Genomic DNA, 22039 nt, shown 5'->3' with positions numbered 1-22039 from the left:
CCTCGTCAATTGATCGCCGCAACGGCCGCGGCCAAGCCCTTGAGGGTCGCGGTTACGTTGATCGTCCTGCCATCCGTGGTCGGGAAGGAGATGACGGATGCCGCGGCCTTCGAAATCTGTTCGCGCATGATCGGACCAACCGGCAGCATGCCGACGCAGACGGCCTGATTGCATCCGTCGAGTTGAATTTTTATCGGCTCCTTGCGCCCCTCGAATGTCAGCGAGACAGGAGCGTCGCTCTTGGCGATCGGCGGGGCGCGCAAGATCATGTAGGGGTTGCCTTCCTTGGTGGCGGCAAGCGACCAGCTGAACGCAACCTGTCCTGCCTGGTCCTCGATGATCTGGGTGACATTGCAGACCTTTTGGCGCGCCTTCAGGTTCTCGTCGCAGATCAGCGTCCAGTTCTCGAACGGACGGGTGGTCCGTTGATATTCGCCAAGCTTCGCATCCGCAGGGATCGCTACGTCGGAAGGTTTTACCCTGTAGTCGGAAGGGATCGCTTCCTGCCCGGCCGCTAACGAGCCGGACAGGAGCATTGACGTCATGGATATCGCGACAGCAAGGACTGCCTGCCTGATCATGGCCGGGCTCTAGTTCAGCGTAAGGCTGACGCCCGCGCCGACGCCCCAGTGCCCGCCTGCCGTTGTGCCGGACAGGTTCGCTCGAACACGTCCCTCCTCGCTCGTGTAGCCGGCGCCGAAGGCCAGGGCGCCTTCACCGCGCCAATAGCCTCCGCCGGCGGCCACGCTCAGCTTGCCGGGACGATCGTCGTAGCGCAGCGAGCCGGCCGCCAAGCCGATTGCCGCAGCCTGGCGCGCCTCGCCCCTGACCTCTCCCATGTCCATGTTGAGCTGGCTGAGTTTGGAGTCCGCATACGCATTGGCTTGCTGCAGCGTGGTGGCCGCCACCTGGTTGGTGTAGTTCTTCGAATTGTCCAGGTTGAGTGCTAACCCGCTGTTGAACTGCTGAACATTTACCGCATCGGTGTTGGCAACGCCCGGCCCGACATTGTGGATGACCACCGGCGTGTTCGGGTCGCCGCCGGCAAGGGTAATCGAGTTGGACTTGTTGCCGTTCCCGTCCTTGTCGTACTGGACGGCGAACTGGTTGAGGTCGCCGACGCTACCCTGCATGGCTTCGACCGCCTGGTTGGTGGCGAAGAGCTGGCTGCCGTTGATGGCGTCGGTGGAGGTGCCGCTGATCCGGCCCGCCGCGACATTGGTGACGGTGCGCTCGTTGCCGACGGTGCCGACGCTGACCGTGCTCGTCGGAGCTGTTCCGGCGAAGGTATAGGCAACGCCGTTGATCGTTGTGCCGGTGGTGGCGACCGCCGCCGCCGTCGTCGAGCCCGCGCCGAGCGCGACGCTGCCCGGCTCGTTGGCCTTTGCGCCGGCGCCGAGCGCCACCGCCTGCGCTCCGTTGGTGGTCGCGTTGGGGCCGAGGGCGATGCTGTCGGCCTGGTTGACGGTCGAGTTCTGGCCGATCGCAATGCCTCCCGGCGCCGTCTGCTGCACGATGGCGCCATTGCCGATGCCGATGCCGTTGTCGCCATTGACGGTGGTGCGCGGACCGACCGCAACCGAATCGACGCCGACCGCAAGCGAATCCGCGGCCGTCGAATTGGCGTGGAAGTACAGGCTCCCCGTCACCGCGAACGAGCTCAGCGCGCCCTTCAACTGGCGAAGCGTGACCGCGTCCTGGTCCTGCGTGCCGTCGGCCACGTTGATGATCTGGCGATAGGAGGTGGAGGTGCCGACCGAGACGGCGCCGAGCAGGCTCATGTCCGCGGTGTTGTAGGGAATGAGGCCGGTGCCGGAGAGGATCGATCCCGATACGGGTGCGACCGCCCGATCCGAAACCGAGCCGGCGCCGAGCGCCACGCCGCCGATGACGCTGGCCTGGGTGTCGCGGCCGAGCGCCAGCGCATTGTCGGCGCTCGCGGTCGCCTGGTAGCCCAGGGCGGAAGAGCCGATCCCTTGCGCGAAGGAGTCCGCGACGGCAAGCGTCCTGTCGTTGGTGCGCACATAGCGGATGCCGTCGCCATTGGCGTCGGTGTAGGCCAGCGAGGTGTCGCCGGTAATATTGCTGATCGAATTGCCGAGATTGGTGATGTCAGCAGTATTGGCGGCGATATCGGTGGTGTTCTGCGTCACCTGCTGGTTGGTCGCAAACAGCTGCGAGCCGTTGACCGCATCGGTCGAGGAGTTGCTGAGCCGGCCCGCCGCGACATTGGTGATGGTCCGCTCCGCGCCGACCGCGCCGATGCTGACGGTGCTCGTCGGCGTCGTGCCGGCGAAGTTGTAGGCGACGCCGCCGATCGTCGTGCCGGCGGTGCCGACCGCCGCGGTGGTTACCGAGCCCGAGCCCAGCGCCACGGCGCCTGCGTTGCCGGCGGTGGCGTTAGCGCCCAGCGCGAGCGCATCCGCTGCGCTGGCATTCGCTTGCTTGCCGAGGGCGGTCGCTTGAGCGTCGGTTGCGAACGCGTTCTGGCCGATGGCGGTGCTGGACAAACCTGTGGCGTTGGCATTGGCGCCGATGGCGGTGCTGTACTGGCCCGAGGCCTTGGATATGTATCCCATCGCCGTTGCGTCGAGGGCCGATGCGACGGCGCCGCTGCCGATGGCCGAGGCGTTTGCGTCGGAGGCGCTCGAATTGACACCGGCCGCGATGGCGTTCGTCCCCGTCGCGATCGCGACTGGTCCGATGGCGACGGAGTCTGTGCCGGTCGCCGACGAATCCGCCGCCGTCGAGTTGGCGTGGAAATACTTGATGCCGCCGCCGGTGCTGATGCTGTTGATCGTGTTGCCGAGAGTGGTGATGTCGGCGGTGTTGGCGGCGATGGCCGTCGTGTTCTGCGTCACCTGCTGGTTGGTGGCAAAGAGCTGCGAGCCATTGACCGCATCGGTCGAGGAATTGCTGAGCCGGCCCGCTGCGACATTGGTGATGGTCCGCTCCGCGCCGACCGCGCCGATGCTGACGGTGCTCGCCGGCGTCGTGCCGGCGAAGTTGTAGGCGACGCCGCCGATCGTCGTGCCGGCGGTGCCGACCGCCGCGGCGGTTACCGAGCCCGAGCCGAGCGCCACGTCACCTGCGTTGCTGGCGGCGGAGAGGGCGCCCAGCGCGATCGCATTCTGGGCGCCCGCATTCGCTCCTACGCCGAGAGCGGTCGCCTGAAAGCCGGTCGCAAACGCGTTCTGTCCGATCGCCGTGCTGGACGTGGCTGTGGCGTTGGCATTGGCGCCGATGGCGGTGCTGTATTGGCCCGAGGCCTTGGAGATGTATCCCATCGCCGTTGCGTCAAGCGCCGATGCGACGGCGCCGCTGCCGAAGGCCGAGGCGTTGGCGTCGGAGGCGCTCGAATTGGTGCCCGCCGCGATGGCGTTCGTCCCTGTCGCGGTCGCGACTGGTCCGATGGCGACGGAGTCCGTCCCCGTTGCCGACGAATCCGCCGCCGTCGAGTTGGCATGGAAATACTTGATGCCGCCACCGGTGCTGATGCTGTTGATCGTGTTGCCGAGATTGGTGATGTCGGCGGTGTTGGCGGCGATCGCCGTCGTGTTCTGCGTCACCTGCTGGTTGGTCGCAAACAGCTGCGAGCCATTGATGGCGTCGGTCGACGAATTGCTGAGCCGGCCCGCCGCGACATTGGTGATTGTCCGCTCCGCGCCGAGCGCGCCGACGCTGACAGTGCTCGTCGGCGTCGTGCCGGCGAAGCTGTAGGCCGTGCCGCCGATCGTCGCGCCGCTGGTGCCGACCGCCGTCGCGGTCACCGAGCCCGAACCGAGCGCTACGTCGCCGGAGCTTGCCGTCGCCGTCGCGCCGTTGCCCAGCGCGACATTGCCGGCAAGGCCGGCTGCACCCGCCGTCGAGCCATTGCCCAGCGCCACGGAGCCTTGCCCGACGGCCTTGTTGTTGTTGCCGATGGCAACCGCGCCTGCGGCTTGGTTTGCGGCGGTGGCGGTTGCCGTGCCGTCGCTGTTGGCGATGTTGTTGGCGCCGCCGGTGAAGGCGCCGGTGCCGCTGGCATAGCTGGGATCGCCGATGGAGACCGCGCCGTTGCCAAAGGCTGTGTTGCCGGCGCCGATGGCGACAGCCTTGCCGCCCGTCGCCGTTGCATTCGTGCCCACTGCAACAGCGTCGGCGGAATTGGCGACCGCCGCATTACCGATCGCCACGGCGTTGGTGGCGCTGGCCTTGGAGCCGATGCCGAGCGCGGTGCTGGCAATCCCGCTGGCGGCGGCGCTGACACCGGCGGCAAGAGAATTGTCTCCCGTCGCATTCGCGCCGGAACCGAACGAGGAGGCGTTTGCGCCGCTGGCAACGGCGGTGTTGCCAATAGCAGTGCTGGCGGAGCCACTCGCAACCGAGGTAGCGCCCATCGCGGTGGCGAAAGCGCCCGAAGACAGCGAATTGGTGCCGATGGCGATGCTGTTGGGCAGGGCAGTGTTGGCCTGAACGCCTGCCTGCGCGCCGACGCCGAATGCGATGGATTGGTTGCCCCATGCACTGGCGGTGTTGCCCATCGCCGTTGCGCCCGTTCCGGTCGCTTTGGTCAGGACGCCTATGGCAACGGTGTTTTGCTGATTTGCCGTGACATCCGTACCAAGGGCGATGGCGCCCTGCGAGAGCGCGCCTGATCCCGCGAGGGTGCGCCCGCCAATGTTGATGGAGTTGATGCTGGTCGCGGTCGCCTGGAATCCAATGGCGACGGCATTCTGGTTGCTTGCGACGGCGCTGTTACCTTGGGCAATCGAATCCACGCCGGATGCCGTTGCCCCGAACCCGAGCGCGGTGGCGCGCAATCCGGTCGCCCGGGTAACAGGGCCGATCGCGGTCGAGTTGACTCCGTCGGCACGCGCATTATTGCCAAAAGCGGCCGCGCTTGTGGTTGCAACCGAATTGACGCCAATAGCGCTTGCTGCGTCCCCGTTGGCCTTGGCGTTCCCGCCCACGGCGAGGGCATTGACGCCGGTTGCGCCTGCGAAGACACCTATGCCTATGGAATTGAGGCCATTGACACCCATCGCATAGCCGATGGCGATCGTGCCGTCGCCCGTTGCACTGTTGGAACTGCCCAACGCCACGCTGTTATTGCCATTCGTCGCGGCGCCGTTACCGATGGCGACGGCGTTGCCGCCGGTCGCCGAACCGCCGCCAGCCTGATATTGTGCCTGGGCCGGTGTGGCGAGGCCGAGCGCGGCGATCGCGGCCAGGCCGCCGAGCACGCTGGCCGGGCTCACGCCACAGGCCAGAGCCGAACGCACGCTGGTGCCGCTTCCCAATGTTCCCAGACCCATATTCTTGCGACCGAATCCAAGAACCCGGTGAGCCATGCGCAGCACCGCCATCAGGCGGCGCCGCACCGAGCGGCTGTCGGCCGCGCCCGCGATCCAGTTTCCGACAAAGCTTGAAGAAAGTTCGATCCTTCTCCGCCCCTCGACGCGTTTGGTCATGCTAGTTTTTCCTCGCAATTGCCGAGGCGCTCTGATGTGCCGCACCATTCGCCTCGGTGGCCAAAAAATCTTCGAAATTGCGCGTCTTCTCCCGCAACGAGAGACCGACCTTCGCGCCTTGTTTTTCAATCAGCTGATAGGCGCTCGCGACCCATGGCTGCGTCGGTTCTGGAACCGTATGCAGTGCAGCCTCCGTCCGTTCCGGCGGCAGGTTTACCGCCACCAGCGCGCGGCAGAGATCGAAATGAAATCCCGGATCGCCTTCACCACAAGCCGGAGAGGTCAGTCCAAGCACGAAACAGGCCAGGAGATGGTCGAGTTCCGCAGCGCTGATCCGGCTGGCGTATTGGCGTTGCAGTGCAGCCCAGGCCGCTTCGGCGTTAGGCGCGAAGACCTCGATTTCCGCGAATTGAATGTCCATGGGACAATCCGACATGCTGTATCATCTGGTTGCTCCCCCGCCCCAAATGACTTCAATCGCGACCATGAGCACATTCGCGGTGCAGGTATTTTGGAATAATCCGGAATCTTTGTAGGAAAATCCGGTATTTGGTCCCTGCGCGACAACTGTGACTGCTCTGCCACACAACCTTCGACTATACTGAAGATCAATCGAGGTATCGCCGCGGACAATCATGCGCGCCGCAACAGTCGTTAACGTTGCAGCTTCACCTGCCTGGGGGTTCTGTTCCGGTATCTGGACATGGTGACCGTCAGGTGGCTCTGGTCCGAGAATCCACTGAGATGAGCGACTTCCGCAATGGACAGGTCGCTCTCGATGAGAAGTTTTTCGGCGAAATCGAGACGCAGCCGCAGCAGGTATTTGTGCGGCGGCTCGCCAAAGGTCTTGGTGAATGCCAGGATGAAATGGCTCGGCGAAAGGCCACAGAGTGCGGCCAGCTCGGCCACCGCGATTTTGCTGGAAAAATTTACCTCCAGGAATTCGCGCACCCGCCGGGCGCTGCGGTTCGACAGACCGCCCTTTGGGGCTTGTGGCAACTTTCGCGCTCCTGCGTAGTTCCGAAGCAAATGGACGCCGAACATGGTGACCAACGAATCGATATAGAACTCGTTTGGAGTTTCCCGATCCGTCAGTTCCGCCTTCAGCAACTGCGCGAGTTGCAGCGCTTGGAAGTCGACGGTCCCGTACGGCGGCGGCTGAAGCTCGGCATGGCCGGTGTCGAATTCACGCGTTGCCAGCTCGAAGAGACTCTCGGGGGTGAGCGCCACGATTACGCTTTCCGTGGTGGATGACCGGGTCACCTTGCCGCCGAGGTCGGCTGGGACGATCATGATCATGCCGACGTCGCCGTCGTATTCGTGGACTTTGTCGCTGCCCAGCGATGCCGCAATCCCTGGTGAGGGTGTAAGCAGAACCGAAGCGAAATGTTCCGCCGCTTTGAATGTGTGTGATCCCGGCCCATGAACGACATGAGCCGCGCCGCCTCGAAACGTGACCAGGTAGCGCCCCGCGCTTTCCGGTATTCCGTCGAAGATGCGACGATCCGCGCGCCGCCGCTCTGTCCCGGCGCTTTCCTGGACGTTGCCTCTATGTTGCATCTTCGTCTCTGCCACTGCTGCGCCGATCAATCCAATCCTGTGCTGTATCGAGGCGCCCAGAATTCACGTTTGCTCCTGGGCGTTCCTTCGAATCCTACAGATGCTGCTATATATTGCAAAGAAGAATTTGAGCTCATATGAAAATTTTACCAGGATTTTGACTATAAATTTACAGGTTTGAATTTTAGCCAAGGCTACCTGACTATTTTCCGACCTTATCTTACCATTTTTGCCTAGTTATTGTGCATAGTGTGCCGTCACAATCCAGAGTTGTATTCCGAATATAGATCGCGCGGCCATTGACAGAGCTGGTCGACTATCTGTCATTGCCACGGACGATCCAGCAGCAGTTATCGCCCGAATCATGGCTTCTTTCCCTTGTGCTTCTTCATGGCGGTGGCCAAATGGCCTTGATCCGAAAATCCCGCGAGGTAAGCGACTTCGGCGATGGCGACCCTCCGGGAGCGATCCAGGGCTGCGGACAGAGCATATCCCGCTCCCCCGCATGGTTGCTCTTCTGGGATTGGCATTTTCGGGGATTGTGCCGAGGGCGTGCCGATCGACCCGATCGGCGCCTGCGCTGCGTTCCTGAACCTCGCCCGCATTTTTCATTCAGCCTTGCCTCAGCCGCTTTGCCAGCCCATCGAAATTCCGTGCCGTGCAAACAGCCAACCCGGAAATCCGGACGGTAATTTGTATCCCCCATAGTCCTGCCCAAAGGCAGCGTAGCGCATCCCGCGGATAGAAAAACATTGTAAGTGAAGAAAAAAGTTCGCGCGAGAAAAACATGGCCTGGCTTGGCCGGCGCTACCGAATTATCCAGCTCACGCAGGCCTGCTAAAGATCGCCTCGGCGTTTCTCGTACAGATCCCAGGACAGCTCGACCATGGCCAGAAGAACGTCTTCCTGGCTCCACCCGGCGGCAACCGCCGCCTCGACAATTCCGCGGACGAGCGGCAGCAATTGGCGCTCGCATTCGGCCGACAGGTTGGCCTCGGCGCCGTCGGCAGGCGGACTATCGAAATCAAATCCCACCATCGGCGTTCCCCCGCCATCAATGATCTAATGAAATGTATGTCTCTGCAATCATACTCCCGTCTAATATACATCAATCGGTAACGAAACACAGCAGCGTCGAGATTGACAGGGCATGGCCGCCCCGATTGCAGCGGCTCCGTGGTTTGTCTGGACGTCTTTTTTGGCCTCCTGTTGCCGGCATTGCATATCTTGGATGCGAACCCCAGGCATTCGCGTGAAGCTATCGGGATCCTGACGAGCTTTGCCGCATGGAGCGGAACCTGCCGCTTCATGGCATAGATGAAGTCGATCAGGTCACCGGGCCGAGCAGGACCGAGCCATCCGGCACCCCGCCATCGATCGGGATGGCTCTGCGGTTTGCGCTCGCCGCCATCGGCTGGCCGATGTCGGACGTCACGATGACCGGGCTCTTCGACGGCACGCGGTCGTAGAGGTCGATGATGTCCTGATTTATCAGGCGCACGCAGCCTGACGAGACGGATTTGCCGATCGAGTTCCATTCCGGCGAGCCATGCAGGCGGTAGAGCGTGTCGACGTTGTCGTGGAACAGGTAGAGCGCGCGGGCGCCGAGCGGGTTCTTGAGGCCGCCGGGCATGCCGCCGTTCTTGGCGCTGTATTCTTCCAGTTCAGGCTGGCGGGCGACCATCTCATCGGGCGGCGTCCATTTCGGCCATTTCTGCTTCCACTGGACGACGGCGTCTCCCGACCATTCGAAGCCGGCGCGACCGAGGCCGACGCCGTAACGGATCGCTTGGCCGCCTTCGCGCACCAGATAGAGGAAATGGTTGGTCGTATCGACGATGATGGTGCCTGGCCGCTGGCCGGTCGGATCGGGAACAATCTGGCGTAGGAACTGCGGGTCCATCTTCTTGATCGGGATCGCTGGGAGCTCGAACCCGCTGTCGGAAATCGGGCCGTACATCGTCGCATAGTCGCCGAGCGGCGGCTCGTCATAGGTCGGCGGTGGCGGTTCGACCGGCGCCGGTGCCGGTCCGGTGGTGGTGCAGGCGGAGACCGCAATCGAGGCGGCACCAAGGGCTGCGGCATTCAGAAAGCCGCGACGGCTCAGGCGATAGGGGTCGATTTCGGTCTTCAACATGGTTGCCTTTTTTAAGTCTCGAATCGCAAGAAAGCGTGAATGCCTTCAAGCGCGCAGTGGTCGGCCTCTCCCAATGCCTGACGCGATAGGCGGTTCCGATTCTGGCCTGAGGGTGGACAAACAAAGGCGAAGCTGTGACCGCTCTGCCACTGTTGCTCGAAGGCAACAGAGTGATCAGCCGCCGGTCAGCAGGCCGTCAAGCGACGGCAGGATCAGCGCCGGCGGGAAATCCCGGTATTCCTCGGGCTGGTTGGCGCGGTTGATCCACACGGTGCGAAAGCCGAATTTGGTGGCGCCGGCGATGTCCCAGCGGTTGGACGACTGGAACGAGACGGCGCCCGGATAGAGCCGCCAGCCCGTCGCCACCATGTCGTAGGTCGACGGGTCGGTCTTGAAGCGCCTGACGGCGTCGACCGAAAAGATATCGTCCAGCACCTGGTCGAGGGCGGCCGACTTGACCGCCGCTTCCAGCATCTCGGGCGAGCCGTTGGACAGGATTGCGAGCTTGGCGCCGGATGCTTTCAGCGCCTTGAGCACGGCCGGCACTTCCGGATAGCAGTCGAGCCGCCAATAGGCTTCGAGCAGCTTGGCCTTCAGTCCCTTGTCGGCGGAGGGAACCTTGAGCAGGGCGAAATCGAGCGCCTGTTCGGTGAGCTGCCAGAAATCGGCATAGCCGCCCATCAGCGTGCGCACCCAGGAATATTCCAGCTGCTTGGCGCGCCAGATTTCCGAAAGCAGCGGGCCGTCGGGGCCGATCTCGCCGTCATGACGGCGCACGGCTGCGTGCACGTCGAACAACGTGCCATAGGCGTCGAAAACGTAAGCCGCGTAATGCATGGCGACAGTTTTGAGGGCAGGCGGCGCAAGGTGCAAGCATCGATTGTAGTCTTGATCGCTTTGTTGGGCGCTCTGGCCTCAACAAAAACCGCTCCATGCCGGTTGACGGCGCCGGTCAAAGCATCTTCCAATGCTTGGCACAGGCAGCTTTGAAGCGGAACCGAACAATGACACTGGCGACTGCGGCGCTATCGGCGACATGGACCTTCGTCGACGGCGACTGGTACGAAGGCAACGTCGCCATTCTGGGTCCGCGCAGCCACGCCATGTGGCTCGGCACCAGCGTCTTCGACGGCGCCCGCTGGTTCGAAGGCGTCGCCCCCGATCTCGAACTGCATGCCGCCAGAGTGAACGCCTCGGCGATCGCGCTCGGCCTCGCGCCATCGATGAACGTCGACCAGATCGTCGGCCTGACCTGGGACGGGCTGAAGAAGTTCGACGGCAAGACAGCGGTCTACATCAGGCCGATGTACTGGGCCGAGCATGGCGGCTATATGGGCGTGCCGGCCGATCCGGCCTCGACCCGTTTCTGCCTCTGCCTTTACGAATCGCCGATGATCTCGCCGACCGGCTTTTCGATCACCGTGTCGCCGTTCCGGCGGCCGACCATCGAGACCATGCCGACCAATGCCAAGGCCGGCTGCCTCTATCCCAACAATGGCCGCGCCATTCTCGAAGCCAAGGGACGCGGCTTCGACAATGCGCTGGTGCTGGACATGCTGGGCAATGTCGCCGAGACCGGAACCTCGAACATCTTCCTGGTCAAGGACAGCCACGTGTTGACGCCGGCGCCCAACGGCACCTTCCTGTCCGGCATCACCCGCTCGCGCACCATGACGCTGCTTGGCGATTACGGCTTCAACACCACGGAGAAGATGCTGTCGGTGCGCGACTTTCTTGAAGCCGACGAGATATTTTCGACCGGAAATCATTCCAAGGTCGTGCCGATCACCCGCATCGAGGACCGCGATCTGCAGCCCGGGCCGGTGGCCAAGAAAGCGCGCGACCTTTATTGGGAATGGGCGCATTCGACTTCCGCCGGTTGAGCCGCTAAAAGGCAATTGGCGCTTCATTCCGGAGTTGTTCCAGATCAATGCAGCCCTATCTTAATCCGGTATCCGCACCGGATTTTTCCATGAGGAGTATGACCGATGGCTTTTGAATTGCCCGCCTTGCCCTACGACTACGAGGCCTTGCAGCCTTACATGTCGAAGGAGACGCTGGAGTATCACCACGACAAGCACCACAAGGCTTATGTCGACAACGGCAACAAGCTGGCCGCCGAAGCGGGCCTTGGCGATCTGTCGGTCGAAGAGGTGGTCAAACAGTCGTTCGGCAAGAATGCCGGCCTCTTCAACAACGCAGCCCAGCACTACAACCACATCCATTTCTGGAAGTGGATGAAGAAGGGCGGCGGCGGCAACAAGCTTCCGGGCGCCCTGCAGAAGGCTTTCGACGCCGACCTCGGCGGCTACGACAAGTTCAAGGCCGACTTCATCGCCGCCGGCACCACGCAGTTCGGTTCGGGCTGGGCCTGGGTCTCGGTCAAGGACGGCAAGCTGGCGATCTCCAAGACGCCGAACGGCGAGAACCCGCTCGTCCATGGCGCATCGCCGATCCTCGGCGTCGATGTCTGGGAACATTCCTATTACATCGACTACCGCAACGCGCGGCCGAAATATCTCGAGGCCTTCGTCGACAGCCTCATCAACTGGGACCATGTCCTTGAAATGTACGAAGAGGCGAAAGCCTGATCGACCCAGAGAAGCCCCGGTACTCCGGGGCTTTTCTTTCTCAGCTGAAGCAGCAGGCACACAAAATTCGGCAGAATCTGGCCGGCGGACAGGGAATAATCCCGGCCCGCCCTCCGTTAACGTTAGGTCGCGACCCCTCATCATCCTGGAGCCAATTGAATGAGAAAGCTTGTTATCGCCATCTCTATGCTCAGCCTCGCCGCCTCGGCGGCTTTTGCCGACCCGATCCTCGACCGACAGGGACTGATGAAGGAACGAGGCAAGATCGTCGGCGGCCTGTCAAAAATCGCCAAGGGCGAGGCAGACTTCGATGCCGCCGCCGTGCTGACGGCGCTGCAGGCGCTGCAAGTCAATGCCGAGAAGTTCGATGTCGACACGCTGTTCCCGGCCGGCAGCGACAGCGGTGATACCACCGCCTCGCCCAAAATCTGGAAAGACATGGCGGGCTTCAAATCGACCGAAGACAAGTACCTCGCCGACGTCAAGGCCGCAGTCGCCGCCGCACCCGCCGATGTCGATGCGCTGAAGGCGCAGATCGATACGCTCGGCAGTGATTGCGGCACCTGCCACAAGACCTATCGGGTGAAGAAGAGCTGATCCCGGGCAATGCCCTTGTGGAAAAAATTTGTCGGCGCCGCCCTTGTCCTGGGCGTCGTCGGTGCCGGCGCCGGCTGGCTGTTGTCGGCGCCGGTCAAGCTCGACACTGACACCCTGGCGCAGCTCGGCCCCGGCGACGCCGCCAGGGGCAAGCGCATTTTCAATGCCGGCGGCTGCACCTCCTGTCACGCCAAGCCGGGCTCGCAAGGCGACGGCCGTTTGCAACTGGTCGGCGGCCTCGAGCTCAAGACGCCGTTCGGCACCTTCGTGCCGCCCAACATCTCACAGGATCCCAAGGACGGCATCGGCGCCTGGACGGTCGAGGACCTTGCCAACGCCATGCTGAAGGGCGTGTCGCCGTCGGGCGAGCATTTCTATCCGGCCTTTCCCTACGCGTCCTACGCCCGGATGAAGCCGGCTGATATTGCCGATCTCTATGCGTTCCTGAAGACGCTGCCGGCGGTCGCCGGCAAGGCGCCCGACAATTCCCTGACTTTCCCCTTCAACATCCGCCGCGGCCTCGGCCTGTGGAAGCGGCTCCATCTCAGCAAAGAGCCGGTGATTGCCTTTGCCGATGGCACGCCTGATCTGGTACTCGCCGGCCGCTATCTGGTCGAGGGGCCCGGCCATTGCGGCGAATGCCACACGCCGCGCGACATCACCGGCGGCACCAGGAGGAGCCAGTGGCTGGCTGGCGCGGCGGCCGCCGAAGGCAGCGGCATCGTGCCGAACATCACATCGGGCGAAGGCGGGCTCGGTGACTGGTCGGAAGCCGACATCGCCAACTATCTCGAAACCGGTTTTACCCCTGATTTCGATTCGGTCGGCGGCGCCATGGTCGACGTGCAGCGCAACATGGCCGAACTGCCGCCGGAAGATCGCGCGGCAATAGCCGCCTATCTCAAGGCGGTGCCGCCGCATCCCAACGGCTACCCGGTGCGCAGCAAGCCGGCCAAGTGATCCCGGCCACAGGTGGCGATCTACAGGTGGCGATCGCCGAGGAAGTCGAAGCCCGTCTCGAAGAAATGGCTGTAATTGCAGGTCAGTTCCTCGCCGGGTGCGATGTCGCGCAAGGCATAGGTTTCCTCGGGCGAGGAGACGTCGCAATTCGGTTCGTCGTCATGGTTCATGTAGCGGGCGTCGTCGGCTTCGAAGACGATGTAGTTCGGATCCCGGCGGTCTGGATAGGAATAACGGTCGAGATAGTTCTTCACCGGGCCGCTCTCGCCTTCATAGGTCTCGACGTCGATGATCCGGTCGAATCTGGGGTCGAGCTTCCAGACCAGCGTGCCCTTGGCAATGTGGTTCCTGGCGAAAACCCCGATGCCCTGGATCGGTGATTTCTCGAGATAGGTGTCGACGAGCAACATAGTGGCCCCTTTGCGTATGTCATGGTCTGGAAGGTGGCGCGCATTGGGTAGCGCGCAGCCATTGCAAATGCGAGTGAAAATGAGCAGCCTGGAATTCAAAAAGTGACGATCGGCGCGCCTCGACGGGCGCGCCTTTCGCATCGACATCAGCGCTGCTGCAAGGCCAGACGGACGCCTAACGCGCAGTAGATGCCGCCAACCACCTTGCCTTGCCATTTCACCACCGACGGATTGCGGCGCAGGAACGTGCCGAGCCGGCCCGCACTCACGGCAAAGACGACTGTGCTGAAAAGGCCGAGCAGAACAAAGATTATGCCCAGCGTCATCAGCTGGAGCATCACCGATCCGTTTTCAGGCCGCACGAACTGGGGCAGGAAGGCGAGGAAGAAAAGCGCCGTCTTTGGATTAAGCACTTCGGTCAGGACAGCTTGACGAAACGCCTTGCTGGCGGAGATCGCGAGTGCGCCGGCAGTAGGGTCGGCCGGTATTCTCTCGATGATTGCGCGGATGCCGAGGTAAACGAGATACGCCGCGCCGATGTATTTTACGACGCTGAACAGCGTTGCCGAAGTGGCGATGATCGCCGAAATGCCGACCATCGCCATGATGGTATGGAACACATCGCCAGCCGCGACGCCCGCGCCCGTCGCGACGCCAACCCTGGTTCCGGAACTCGTCGCTCGCGCGACCGTCAAAAGCGTGGCTGGGCCTGGAATAAACACAAAGCCAAGCACAACCGCTATGTAAGCCGTCAAGGTGGATAGATCGATCATTGCGACGCCTCCGTTGCATTCTCAGCCTTGCCCGTAACCTCGGGTTCGGGCTTGGCCGTAACCTTGAGCGCGAAGGAGTAGGTATAGGCGATCTCCTCCAGCCTTGAAAAGCGGCCGGAGGCGCCGGCATGGCCGGAATCCATGTTGATCTTGAACAGCACCGGATTGTCGCCGCTCTTGCGCTCGCGCAGCCGCGCCACCCATTTGGCCGGCTCCCAATAGGTGACGCGCGGATCGGTGAGGCCGGCCAGCGCCAGTATCGGCGGGTAGTCGTGATCGGCGACATTGTCATAGGGTGAGTAGGCGGCGATCGTTTGGTAATCTTCCGCCGACGCGATCGGGTTGCCCCATTCCGGCCACTCCGGCGGCGTCAGCGGCAAGCTTGCGTCGAGCATCGTGGTCAGCACGTCGACAAAGGGGACCTCGGCAACGATGGCGCCGAAATTTTGCGGCGCCATGTTGGCGATCGCACCCATCAGCATGCCGCCGGCCGAGCCGCCTTGCGCGACGATGCGGTCGTGTTGGGTGTAACGCTCGGCGACGAGATGCTGCGCGACGGCGATGAAATCGGTGAACGTGTTCATCTTGTGCGCCCGCTTGCCGTCGTCATACCAGCCATAGCCCTTGTCCTTGCCGCCGCGGACATGGGCGATGGCAAAGACAAAGCCACGGTCGACCAGCGAGAACCAGTTGGTGTTGAACGCCGCCGGGATGGCAATGCCGTAAGAGCCGTAGCCGTAAAGCAGGCACGGCGCGGAGCCATCGAGCGGCGTGTCGCGGTGATGCAGGAGCGAGACCGGCACCAGTTCGCCATCGGCGGCCGGCGCCATCAGCCGGCGCGTGACATAATGATCCGGATTGTGACCGGACGGCACTTCCTGGGTCTTCAGCAGCACACGCTCGCGGCTGCGCATATTGTAGTCGAAGACCTGCGCCGGGGTCGTCATCGACGAATAGGTGAAGCGCATGATCTCGGTGTCGTATTCATAGGACCCCGACAGGCCGAGCGAGAACGCCTCTTCGTCGAACGAGATCAGATGCTCCTCGCCGCTGCGGCGATCGCGCACGACGATGCGCGGCAGCCCTTCCTTGCGTTCGAGCCTGACCATATGATCCCTGAAGCCGACCACCGACAGGATCAGCCGGCCTGGCTCGTGCGCCACCAGCTCTTCCCAGTTGGCGCGAACCGGGTCATCAGCCGGCGCCGTCATGATCTTGAAGTCCTTGGCGCCGTCGGCATTGGTGAGGATGAAGAAGATGTCGCCGCCTTCTTCCAGATCATATTGCAGGCCGGTCTCGCGCTTTGCCACCAGCTTTGGCTCGGCGAAAGGCTCATCGGCGCGCATCAGGTGATATTCCGAGGTTTCGTGATCGTTGATCCCGATCATGATCCATTCGTTGGAGCGCGTGCCGCCGACATCCATGAAGAAGCCGGGATCGGTTTCCTCATAGATCAGCCGGTCATTAAGGGGGCTGCCGCCGAGCGCGTGGAACAGCACCTTGGACGGACGATGATTGTCGTCGAGCCTTGTGTAGAAGAAACCGTCATCGGCGGCATTCCAGACGCCGCCACCACTGGTGGCCTCGATCTGGTCGCTCAGTTCCTTGCCGCTGGTGAGATCGCGCACGCGAAGTGTGAAGAATTCAGAGCCCTTGTCGTCGAACGCCCACAACAGCTTGCGGTGATCGGCCGAATGGTCGACGCCGCCGAGGCGGAAATAGGGCTTGCCCTCGGCTTCCGCGTCGCCATCGAGCAGGATCTGCTCATCGCCGCCATCGCGCGGCATGCGGAAATAGCGGGGCTGTTCGCCGCCAAGCTTGAAGGATGAGCCGTAAGCATAGGGGCCATCCTTCATCGGCACCGTCGAATCATCTTCCTTGATGCGCCCCTTCATCTCGCCGAACAGCTGCTTCCGAAGCTCTAGCGTATCGGCCATAAGCACTGCTTGATGGGCGTTTTCGGCTTCGAGATGGGCGCGGATGCGGCCCTCAAGCAGGGAAGGGTCCCTGAACATCGCCTGCCAGTTCTCGGCCCTCAGCCAGGCATAGTCATCTGTGCGGGTAATGCCGTGATGCGTGTCGAAGACGGGGTGTTTCTCGGGGCTCGGCGGGCTCGCGGTCGGAAAAGCTGAGGTTTTGGTCATTGCGTCTCACTGAAGAAATTACTTGAATGGCAAATGAACACGCCGATCAGCGCGGGTTCAAGGGCCGGGATGTATTGGTTGCGGCGGGCTCGGGAGATGAGCCAAAAGGAGAGGATGATGAATTTCCATATCAACATCGCTGCGGCTCTCGCCGTCGTCGCTTCGACCGTTCTGGCTTTCACCGGCCAGTCTCATGCAACCGCGTTCGCCGCTTGGCAAGTGGCTGGCGTGCCGTTCGGCGACACGCTCAACGTTCGCAAATATCCGTCCGGCACCTCGCAGAAGCAGGCCGCCTATCCCAACGGGACGATCCTGCAGATGACCGGCAAGTGCACCAGCGGCTTGAATCTTCTGGAGATCGCCGGCCAGCCGCACTGGAAACAGAAACAGGCAATTCGCTATCAATGGTGTCAAGTTTGGCACGACCCGGCGCAAAATGGTGCTTTTGTTAGTGGCTGGGTCTATGGAAAATACCTCACGCCGTATTGAATCCGGTCAGACCGAAGATCTTCTTCGGCGGGTTTCGCCAACGCTTTGCAACTTGCGGTTTGGTACGAATCCGACAATCAGCTGCCCAAACCTTGAAGCATAGACCAAGCATCGCTGCCCATTTTATGAGTCCCTGATGATTTAGCGATGGCGTGACCTTACGTCATGCTAGTCCTGGTCCGACCAGAAAATATCGCGAAGTTACAGAGTGCACGAAAGATTGAAGCTGAAGAGCGACTATTCGATGAATATCGTTGAATATAGCGCAAGATGCGAATTGACTTACTTTGTCTGTGGGCTCATTAAGATGCCCGGACGCGAATCCATGAAGCTCTTCCCGCGTGAAATTCGCGCCATGCCCGATCTTCCAAAAAGGGCGCAAACAGAAACATCCTTCGTTGGGGCCTAAACCATGGATATCGTCGAAACACCTTCCAGAAATAGCGATGCGCTGATCGAGCTGACCGCCGATGTGGTGGCAGCCTATGTCAGCAACAATCCCGTGCCGGTCGGCGAATTGCCGAACCTTATCGCTGATGTCCATGCCGCTCTCGGGCGCGTGGGCGGAGCAAGCGAACAGCCTCCGGCCGACAAGCAGAAGCCTGCGGTAAACCCGAAGCGCTCTGTTCATGACGATTACATCGTCTGCCTTGAAGATGGCAAGAAGTTCAAGTCGCTGAAGCGCCACCTGATGACCCATTACGGTCTGACGCCCGATGAATACCGCGAGAAGTGGAATCTCGACGCCAGCTATCCGATGGTTGCCCCCAACTATGCCGCTGCCCGTTCGCAGCTGGCCAAGAAGATGGGCCTCGGCCGCAAGCGCAAGGGACGGTAACACCGGCTCCAATGGACAAGATCAACGGCGCCCCTTACGGCGCCGTTTTTGTTTCTAGAACAATTCCAGGAAAACTGCCGAGCGCTTTCTCTTGGGAATTGCGTCGAAAGAAGAGAAGATAGAGCAATCAAGCAGTCTGCTTGAGAGCCATCTCGGCGTCGCGCTTGACGCGCTTGACCATCGAGCGCAGGCCATTGGCCCGCTGCGGCGACAGATGTTCGTCGAGGCCAAGCGACCTCAGCGTCGCCTCTGCGTCCGTTTCAAGGATCTGGCTGGCAGTCCGTCCCGAAAACAGCGCCAGCATGATGGCGACCAGACCGCGCACGATATGAGCGTCTGAATCGCCTGTGAAGGTGATGACCGGATCGGCGCCCGGCGCTCGGCTCGTGGTCAGCCAGACCTGGCTGACGCAGCCCGGCACCTTGTTGGCGGCGTTGCGTTCGGCGTCGGGAAATGGCGGCAGCGCTTCGCCGAGCTCGATGACATAGCGATAGCGGTCTTCCCACTCGTCGAGCAGGGAGAAGTCGTCGCGGATCGTCTGGATCGTCGTGGCCATTGCTCGGGATATAGTCATCCGCGGCTGCGGCGTCACGGAAAAATAAGAAAAGCACCGCAGGCATCGAGAGGTCCGACCGGCCTGCGGTGTCGCTGTAGATACAGCTGAAACGGTGTTTAGTTCTTCGCCACCAGCTTGGCAGGTATGTTGACTGTCGCCGGCAGCACGATGTCCTTGGCGACGCTGCCGGTGGCCAGCGATGTATCGGGCGAGGTCTCGGCGCTCTCGTCGTCCAGCATGGCGGCGGCGATCTTGGCGGTTTCCTTGGCCCGGGCGCTGATCGTATGCATCGCCGACTTGCCGGTTTCGCAGACGTCCGGCTTACGCTCGCAAATGCCGGCGATGTCGCCGACCGCTTCGCGCGCCGCAAAAAGCGCCTGGAACGGCCCGACGCTCTCGCGGCCATCCTCGTCGGGGCCGACGGTCAGCGGCAGCGCCAGCAACACCAGCGAAAACCAGAACGCCATTCTTATCAAAAAGCCCATCGATCTGCCCTCTCGTCCAATGACCGGATCATGCGTCCATGCGCAATGACCTCTTTATATCAGCGACAATGGCACATGAGGCGCAAAGGACGGCTTTCCTGCTCAGTGAAAATTTTCCTCAAATTTTAGGCAAATTCGAAGCGAGGCGTTTTGCAGTGCATTAGCCTCAAATGCCGACAATTTTCTTAACCTTGCAGTAACCATCTAAGCGATTGTTGCGCATGGATATCTTCAGAAGAGCAGGCATGCCGGCTCAGGGTTTCGCAGCCACGGGCACGCCCTTTGCACATAACGCTCCGTTTACTATGGCTACAAATGGCGGTGCATTCCGGTGCCGGCGCTCCAATTTTTGCCGCAGCGCGCTCGTTGTTCCGGTCAGCCTTATTCATTCCTTAAACGCTGGATGCGAGTTTCAAACAAGCAAAAGCGACCTGCAAAGCAGGGGCAGTCACGACCGGGTGCGAGTGCGTTGAGTTTGACAACTGCCAGATATATTGAACTGCCTGGCGCGCTGGCGGCCGGTTGCGAACGCATGGTCCATCCGGCCATCATCGGCCAGGGCGATCGCCTGCGCCAGCGCCGGTTCATCGGCATCATGCTTGCCGCTCCGTTCTTCGCCGCCGGTGCGGCGGTGACACTGGTCACCTCGGGCATGGGCGCCGCCGTCACCGTCGCAACCATTTTCGCCGCCTTCGGTCTTTGCTGGTTCGCCGCCTTGCTGGTGGCGGCGTCGGGCAAGATGACGCTGGCAGCCCAGGTTGCCCTTGCCGCCGGCGGTCTTGCCCTTGCCGGCGCCGTCGCGGCAGCAGGCGGCCTGGCGTCGCCGGTTGCGCTGCTGGCCCTGGCACTGCCATTCGAGGCCTGGTGGATCGGCGGTTCAAAGCGCGCGGCACTTTGGGGCGGCCTCTCAACCTTGGCCGCAATGCTGCTGCAGCCCTTTGTCGGCTCTGTCGTCCCGCTCGGAGGGGCGCAAGTCGCGGCGTGGCACTGGCTGCTGCCGCTCGCCTGGGGCCTGACGCTGGTTCCCCGGCTCGCGGCCCTCGGCGATGCCGCACGCGCGCAGCCCGCGCTCCTTCCAAACGACCGCCTTGAAGACATGATCGACGCCGTTGTCCTGCATGTCGCCCGGCATGGCGAGGTCCTGGATGCCTCGGCCAAGGCGCGCACCATCCTGAAGCTGCCGCCGGAACTGCTTTTCGGCGCCGGGCTGTTCGACCGCATCCACCTGTCCGATCGCGTCGCTTATCTCAGCGCGCTTGCCGACATGCGCGATGGCGCCCTGGCGCGCCGGCTCGATCTTCGGGTAAGGCTGCCGCAGGACGGCAGCGCCTCGACGGCCGACAATTACCGGCCATTTCAGCTCGAACTGATGCGCGCCGAAGAGCAGCAGGAGACCTTCACTCTGCTGCTGCGCGAGAACGACGAAACTGCCGAATTGCGCGACGAGCTTGCTGCCGCCAATGAGGCCGCAGCGTCGGCCGAGGTGGCAAAGGGCCGCTTCCTGGCGGTCGTCAGCCATGAGCTTCGGACGCCGCTCAACGCCATCATCGGTTTTTCCGACATGCTGCTGCATGAGATGTTCGGCGGCTTCAAGGACCCGCGCCAGAAGGAGTATGTCAGCCTGGTGAAGGAGTCGGGCCAGCATCTGCTTGCCGTCGTCACCTCCATCCTTGATGTCTCGAGGATCGAGGCCGGCGCCTACGCGACCGAGCCCGAACCGTTCCGATTCATCGAAGCGGTCGAGATGTGCCAGTCGATGATGCAGCTGCAGGCCAATGCCAAGAACATCGGTCTCCAGGCGCAGATTGCGCCGGACGCCGGCGAGATCAATGCCGACCGTCGTGCCGTGCAGCAGATCCTGATCAACCTCGTCTCCAATGCGGTCAAGTTCACGCCCGATGGCGGCAATGTCGTCGTCGGCGGCAAGCGGATCGGCTCGCGGCTGCATTTCTGGGTCAGGGACACCGGCATCGGCATCGCCGAGGAAGATTTTGTCAATCTCGGCAAGCCGTTCATGCAGATCCAGAACGACTATACGCGCCGCTTCGAGGGCACCGGGCTCGGCCTGTCGCTGGTCAAGGGCCTGGTGGCGCTGCACGACGGCACGATGTCCATCGAAAGCATGCCGGGCGAGGGGACGACGGTCACGATCAGCCTGCCGGTGAACGGGCCGAAGAGGAGCGCGACCGACAGGAACGGCGTGCTGCCGATGCCCGCGACCAGGACGAAAGGCGACGCGAAAGGGGACAGGAATGGCTCGCTCCGCAAAACAGCCTAAGGCGGTCAAGCGCCGCAGCGGCGCGTTCGAGGCCGGCGCGATTGCGCTCGGCGGCGCGATCTCGCGCAATCCGGTCCTGGTCGGCGGGTCGACCGCCTTCCTGGTGACGCTTTTCTACGTTTCCGCCAACGCGCTGTGGTACCAGCCGTTTCCGCATGCCGGCGCCTTCTTCGCCACCCGCAGCATCGAGGGTTTTCCGCACCCCGGCGCGGACGAACCCGAGACCACCATCAACATCCTGCGGCCCGGCCCGGCACCGGTCAAAAGCGACCCGACCGTCGAGCAGGTCCAGGGCATCCTGAAGGATCTCGATTTCTACACGGGAACGGTCGACGGCATTTCCGGGCCGAATACCCAAAAGGCGATCCAAGCCTACCAGCAGAAGGTTGGCCTGCCGGCGTCCGGCGAGATCGATGCTGTGCTGCTCGACCAGCTCGGCGCCAAGCAGACCACGGCTGGCATCCCGCATCCTGTGCCGAGGCCCGTGGATATGGCCGCTGCTCCCGTCGCCGCGCCCGAGGCCGCGCCTGCGCCCATCCCGGTTTCCGCGTCGGTATCCGCCCAGGCGCCCGATGCCCGCATCGTCAAGATCCAGGCCGGCCTGAAGGCATTCGGCAATGACGACATGCAGCTCGACGGCGTCGTCGGCGCCCGCACCAAGGCGGCGATCAAGGAATTCCAGTCGCTGTTCGGCCTGCCGGAAACGGGCGAGCCCGACGAGGTCGTCTACGTCAAGATGCGCGAGATCGGCCTGACCAATTGAGTGGT

General features: G+C 62.4%; 20 protein-coding genes. 8 read left to right on the top strand and 12 right to left on the bottom strand.

Going from position 1 to position 22039, the window contains the following annotated elements; genetic code table 11:
• Positions 1-5 precede the first annotated feature (5 nt).
• The 7 genes from X750_RS150670 to X750_RS150695 all read right to left on the bottom strand — a co-directional run bounded on the left by X750_RS150670 (position 6) and on the right by X750_RS150695 (position 9987).
• Positions 6-581: an invasion associated locus B family protein gene (locus X750_RS150670; RefSeq protein WP_023684559.1), complete on the bottom strand. Its 576-nt coding sequence runs from the start codon at positions 579-581 to the stop codon at positions 6-8.
• A 9-nt stretch (positions 582-590) separates the two neighbouring features.
• Positions 591-5453, bottom strand: coding sequence for a YadA-like family protein (locus X750_RS150675; protein WP_023747503.1), 4863 nt, complete (start codon positions 5451-5453; stop codon positions 591-593).
• Position 5454: 1 nt separating this feature from the next.
• Positions 5455-5874 carry a hypothetical protein gene (locus tag X750_RS150680; RefSeq protein ID WP_023747502.1) on the bottom strand — a complete coding sequence of 140 codons (420 nt, stop codon included), beginning with the start codon at positions 5872-5874 and terminating at the stop codon, positions 5455-5457.
• Positions 5875-6107: 233 nt separating this feature from the next.
• Entirely contained in the window at positions 6108-7043 is a 936-nt protein-coding gene (locus tag X750_RS01000000162905) for an AraC family transcriptional regulator (protein WP_306413643.1), read from the bottom strand.
• A gap of 807 nt (positions 7044-7850) precedes the next feature.
• Positions 7851-8051 (bottom strand): hypothetical protein, encoded by a 201-nt coding sequence (locus tag X750_RS150685; RefSeq protein ID WP_023684556.1) that lies wholly within the window; start codon positions 8049-8051, stop codon positions 7851-7853.
• Positions 8052-8340: 289 nt separating this feature from the next.
• Positions 8341-9150 carry a L,D-transpeptidase gene (locus X750_RS150690; RefSeq protein WP_023692792.1) on the bottom strand — a complete coding sequence of 270 codons (810 nt, stop codon included), beginning with the start codon at positions 9148-9150 and terminating at the stop codon, positions 8341-8343.
• Between the two features lie 174 nt (positions 9151-9324).
• Positions 9325-9987: a haloacid dehalogenase type II gene (locus X750_RS150695; RefSeq protein ID WP_023702205.1), complete on the bottom strand. Its 663-nt coding sequence runs from the start codon at positions 9985-9987 to the stop codon at positions 9325-9327.
• Between the two features lie 167 nt (positions 9988-10154).
• Between X750_RS150695 and X750_RS150700 the strand changes: the two genes are divergently transcribed.
• The 4 genes from X750_RS150700 (at position 10155) to X750_RS150715 (ending at position 13298) form a co-directional block, all read left to right on the top strand.
• On the top strand, positions 10155-11033 hold the full coding sequence (locus tag X750_RS150700) for a branched-chain amino acid aminotransferase (protein WP_023747501.1): 879 nt from the start codon (positions 10155-10157) through the stop codon (positions 11031-11033).
• A 105-nt stretch (positions 11034-11138) separates the two neighbouring features.
• A complete protein-coding gene (locus X750_RS150705) occupies positions 11139-11741 on the top strand; it encodes a superoxide dismutase (RefSeq protein ID WP_023673687.1) in 603 nt (200 codons plus the stop codon).
• A 159-nt stretch (positions 11742-11900) separates the two neighbouring features.
• Positions 11901-12338, top strand: a complete 438-nt coding sequence (locus tag X750_RS150710) for a cytochrome c (protein ID WP_023684552.1) — start codon at positions 11901-11903, stop codon at positions 12336-12338.
• 9 nt (positions 12339-12347) lie between these two features.
• The gene (locus tag X750_RS150715) at positions 12348-13298 is read left to right on the top strand and encodes a cytochrome c (RefSeq protein ID WP_023747500.1); all 951 of its coding nucleotides are present in this window, start codon (positions 12348-12350) and stop codon (positions 13296-13298) included.
• Between the two features lie 20 nt (positions 13299-13318).
• On the opposite strand, the gene X750_RS150720 is transcribed toward X750_RS150715, so the two are convergent.
• The 3 genes from X750_RS150720 to X750_RS150730 form a co-directional block, all read right to left on the bottom strand.
• Positions 13319-13708 carry an SET domain-containing protein-lysine N-methyltransferase gene (locus tag X750_RS150720; protein ID WP_023673684.1) on the bottom strand — a complete coding sequence of 130 codons (390 nt, stop codon included), beginning with the start codon at positions 13706-13708 and terminating at the stop codon, positions 13319-13321.
• A gap of 146 nt (positions 13709-13854) precedes the next feature.
• Positions 13855-14481 (bottom strand): LysE family translocator, encoded by a 627-nt coding sequence (locus tag X750_RS150725; protein WP_023692796.1) that lies wholly within the window; start codon positions 14479-14481, stop codon positions 13855-13857.
• Positions 14478-16625 (bottom strand): S9 family peptidase, encoded by a 2148-nt coding sequence (locus tag X750_RS150730; RefSeq protein ID WP_023747499.1) that lies wholly within the window; start codon positions 16623-16625, stop codon positions 14478-14480. The genes X750_RS150725 and X750_RS150730 overlap by 4 nt, the downstream gene beginning before the upstream one ends.
• Positions 16626-16739: 114 nt before the next feature.
• On the opposite strand from X750_RS150730, the gene X750_RS150735 reads away from it, so the two are divergent.
• Positions 16740-17114: a hypothetical protein gene (locus X750_RS150735; protein WP_023747498.1), complete on the top strand. Its 375-nt coding sequence runs from the start codon at positions 16740-16742 to the stop codon at positions 17112-17114.
• Between the two features lie 412 nt (positions 17115-17526).
• Positions 17527-17952: a MucR family transcriptional regulator gene (locus tag X750_RS150740; RefSeq protein WP_023673680.1), complete on the top strand. Its 426-nt coding sequence runs from the start codon at positions 17527-17529 to the stop codon at positions 17950-17952.
• A 127-nt stretch (positions 17953-18079) separates the two neighbouring features.
• Here X750_RS150740 and X750_RS150745 read toward each other — a convergent pair whose 3' ends face one another.
• Together X750_RS150745 and X750_RS150750 are read right to left on the bottom strand one after the other, a co-directional pair.
• Positions 18080-18508, bottom strand: coding sequence for a SufE family protein (locus X750_RS150745; RefSeq protein ID WP_023673679.1), 429 nt, complete (start codon positions 18506-18508; stop codon positions 18080-18082).
• Positions 18509-18624: 116 nt separating this feature from the next.
• Positions 18625-18993: a DUF5330 domain-containing protein gene (locus X750_RS150750; protein WP_023747497.1), complete on the bottom strand. Its 369-nt coding sequence runs from the start codon at positions 18991-18993 to the stop codon at positions 18625-18627.
• Between the two features lie 532 nt (positions 18994-19525).
• Between X750_RS150750 and X750_RS150755 the strand changes: the two genes are divergently transcribed.
• Together X750_RS150755 and X750_RS150760 are read left to right on the top strand one after the other, a co-directional pair.
• Positions 19526-21271, top strand: a complete 1746-nt coding sequence (locus tag X750_RS150755; RefSeq protein WP_023747496.1) for a HAMP domain-containing sensor histidine kinase — start codon at positions 19526-19528, stop codon at positions 21269-21271.
• Entirely contained in the window at positions 21246-22034 is a 789-nt protein-coding gene (locus X750_RS150760) for a peptidoglycan-binding protein (RefSeq protein WP_023705444.1), read from the top strand. Before X750_RS150755 ends, X750_RS150760 begins: the two co-directional genes overlap by 26 nt.
• Positions 22035-22039: the final 5 nt, after the last annotated feature.

It is taken from the genome of Mesorhizobium sp. LNJC391B00 (assembly GCF_000502535.1).
Taxonomy (GTDB): Bacteria; Pseudomonadota; Alphaproteobacteria; order Rhizobiales; family Rhizobiaceae; genus Mesorhizobium.
This window is presented reverse-complemented; position numbering and strand designations above follow the sequence as displayed.

What these genes read in the sequence shown, in the direction of transcription:
- X750_RS150730 (WP_023747499.1), bottom strand. Translation starts at nt 16,625, where the DNA reads ATGACCAAAACCTCAGCTTTTCCGACCGCGAGCCCGCCGAGCCCCGAG.
- X750_RS150680 (WP_023747502.1), bottom strand. Translation starts at nt 5,874, where the DNA reads ATGGACATTCAATTCGCGGAAATCGAGGTCTTCGCGCCTAACGCCGAA.
- X750_RS150720 (WP_023673684.1), bottom strand. Translation starts at nt 13,708, where the DNA reads ATGTTGCTCGTCGACACCTATCTCGAGAAATCACCGATCCAGGGCATC.
- X750_RS150725 (WP_023692796.1), bottom strand. Translation starts at nt 14,481, where the DNA reads ATGATCGATCTATCCACCTTGACGGCTTACATAGCGGTTGTGCTTGGC.
- X750_RS150710 (WP_023684552.1), top strand. Translation starts at nt 11,901, where the DNA reads ATGAGAAAGCTTGTTATCGCCATCTCTATGCTCAGCCTCGCCGCCTCG.
- X750_RS150745 (WP_023673679.1), bottom strand. Translation starts at nt 18,508, where the DNA reads ATGGCCACGACGATCCAGACGATCCGCGACGACTTCTCCCTGCTCGAC.
- X750_RS150735 (WP_023747498.1), top strand. Translation starts at nt 16,740, where the DNA reads ATGATGAATTTCCATATCAACATCGCTGCGGCTCTCGCCGTCGTCGCT.
- X750_RS150750 (WP_023747497.1), bottom strand. Translation starts at nt 18,993, where the DNA reads ATGGGCTTTTTGATAAGAATGGCGTTCTGGTTTTCGCTGGTGTTGCTG.
- X750_RS150670 (WP_023684559.1), bottom strand. Translation starts at nt 581, where the DNA reads ATGATCAGGCAGGCAGTCCTTGCTGTCGCGATATCCATGACGTCAATG.
- X750_RS150705 (WP_023673687.1), top strand. Translation starts at nt 11,139, where the DNA reads ATGGCTTTTGAATTGCCCGCCTTGCCCTACGACTACGAGGCCTTGCAG.
- X750_RS150675 (WP_023747503.1), bottom strand. Translation starts at nt 5,453, where the DNA reads ATGACCAAACGCGTCGAGGGGCGGAGAAGGATCGAACTTTCTTCAAGC.
- X750_RS150700 (WP_023747501.1), top strand. Translation starts at nt 10,155, where the DNA reads ATGACACTGGCGACTGCGGCGCTATCGGCGACATGGACCTTCGTCGAC.
- X750_RS150695 (WP_023702205.1), bottom strand. Translation starts at nt 9,987, where the DNA reads ATGCATTACGCGGCTTACGTTTTCGACGCCTATGGCACGTTGTTCGAC.
- X750_RS150755 (WP_023747496.1), top strand. Translation starts at nt 19,526, where the DNA reads ATGGTCCATCCGGCCATCATCGGCCAGGGCGATCGCCTGCGCCAGCGC.
- X750_RS150690 (WP_023692792.1), bottom strand. Translation starts at nt 9,150, where the DNA reads ATGTTGAAGACCGAAATCGACCCCTATCGCCTGAGCCGTCGCGGCTTT.
- X750_RS150740 (WP_023673680.1), top strand. Translation starts at nt 17,527, where the DNA reads ATGGATATCGTCGAAACACCTTCCAGAAATAGCGATGCGCTGATCGAG.
- X750_RS150760 (WP_023705444.1), top strand. Translation starts at nt 21,246, where the DNA reads ATGGCTCGCTCCGCAAAACAGCCTAAGGCGGTCAAGCGCCGCAGCGGC.
- X750_RS150685 (WP_023684556.1), bottom strand. Translation starts at nt 8,051, where the DNA reads ATGGTGGGATTTGATTTCGATAGTCCGCCTGCCGACGGCGCCGAGGCC.
- X750_RS150715 (WP_023747500.1), top strand. Translation starts at nt 12,348, where the DNA reads ATGCCCTTGTGGAAAAAATTTGTCGGCGCCGCCCTTGTCCTGGGCGTC.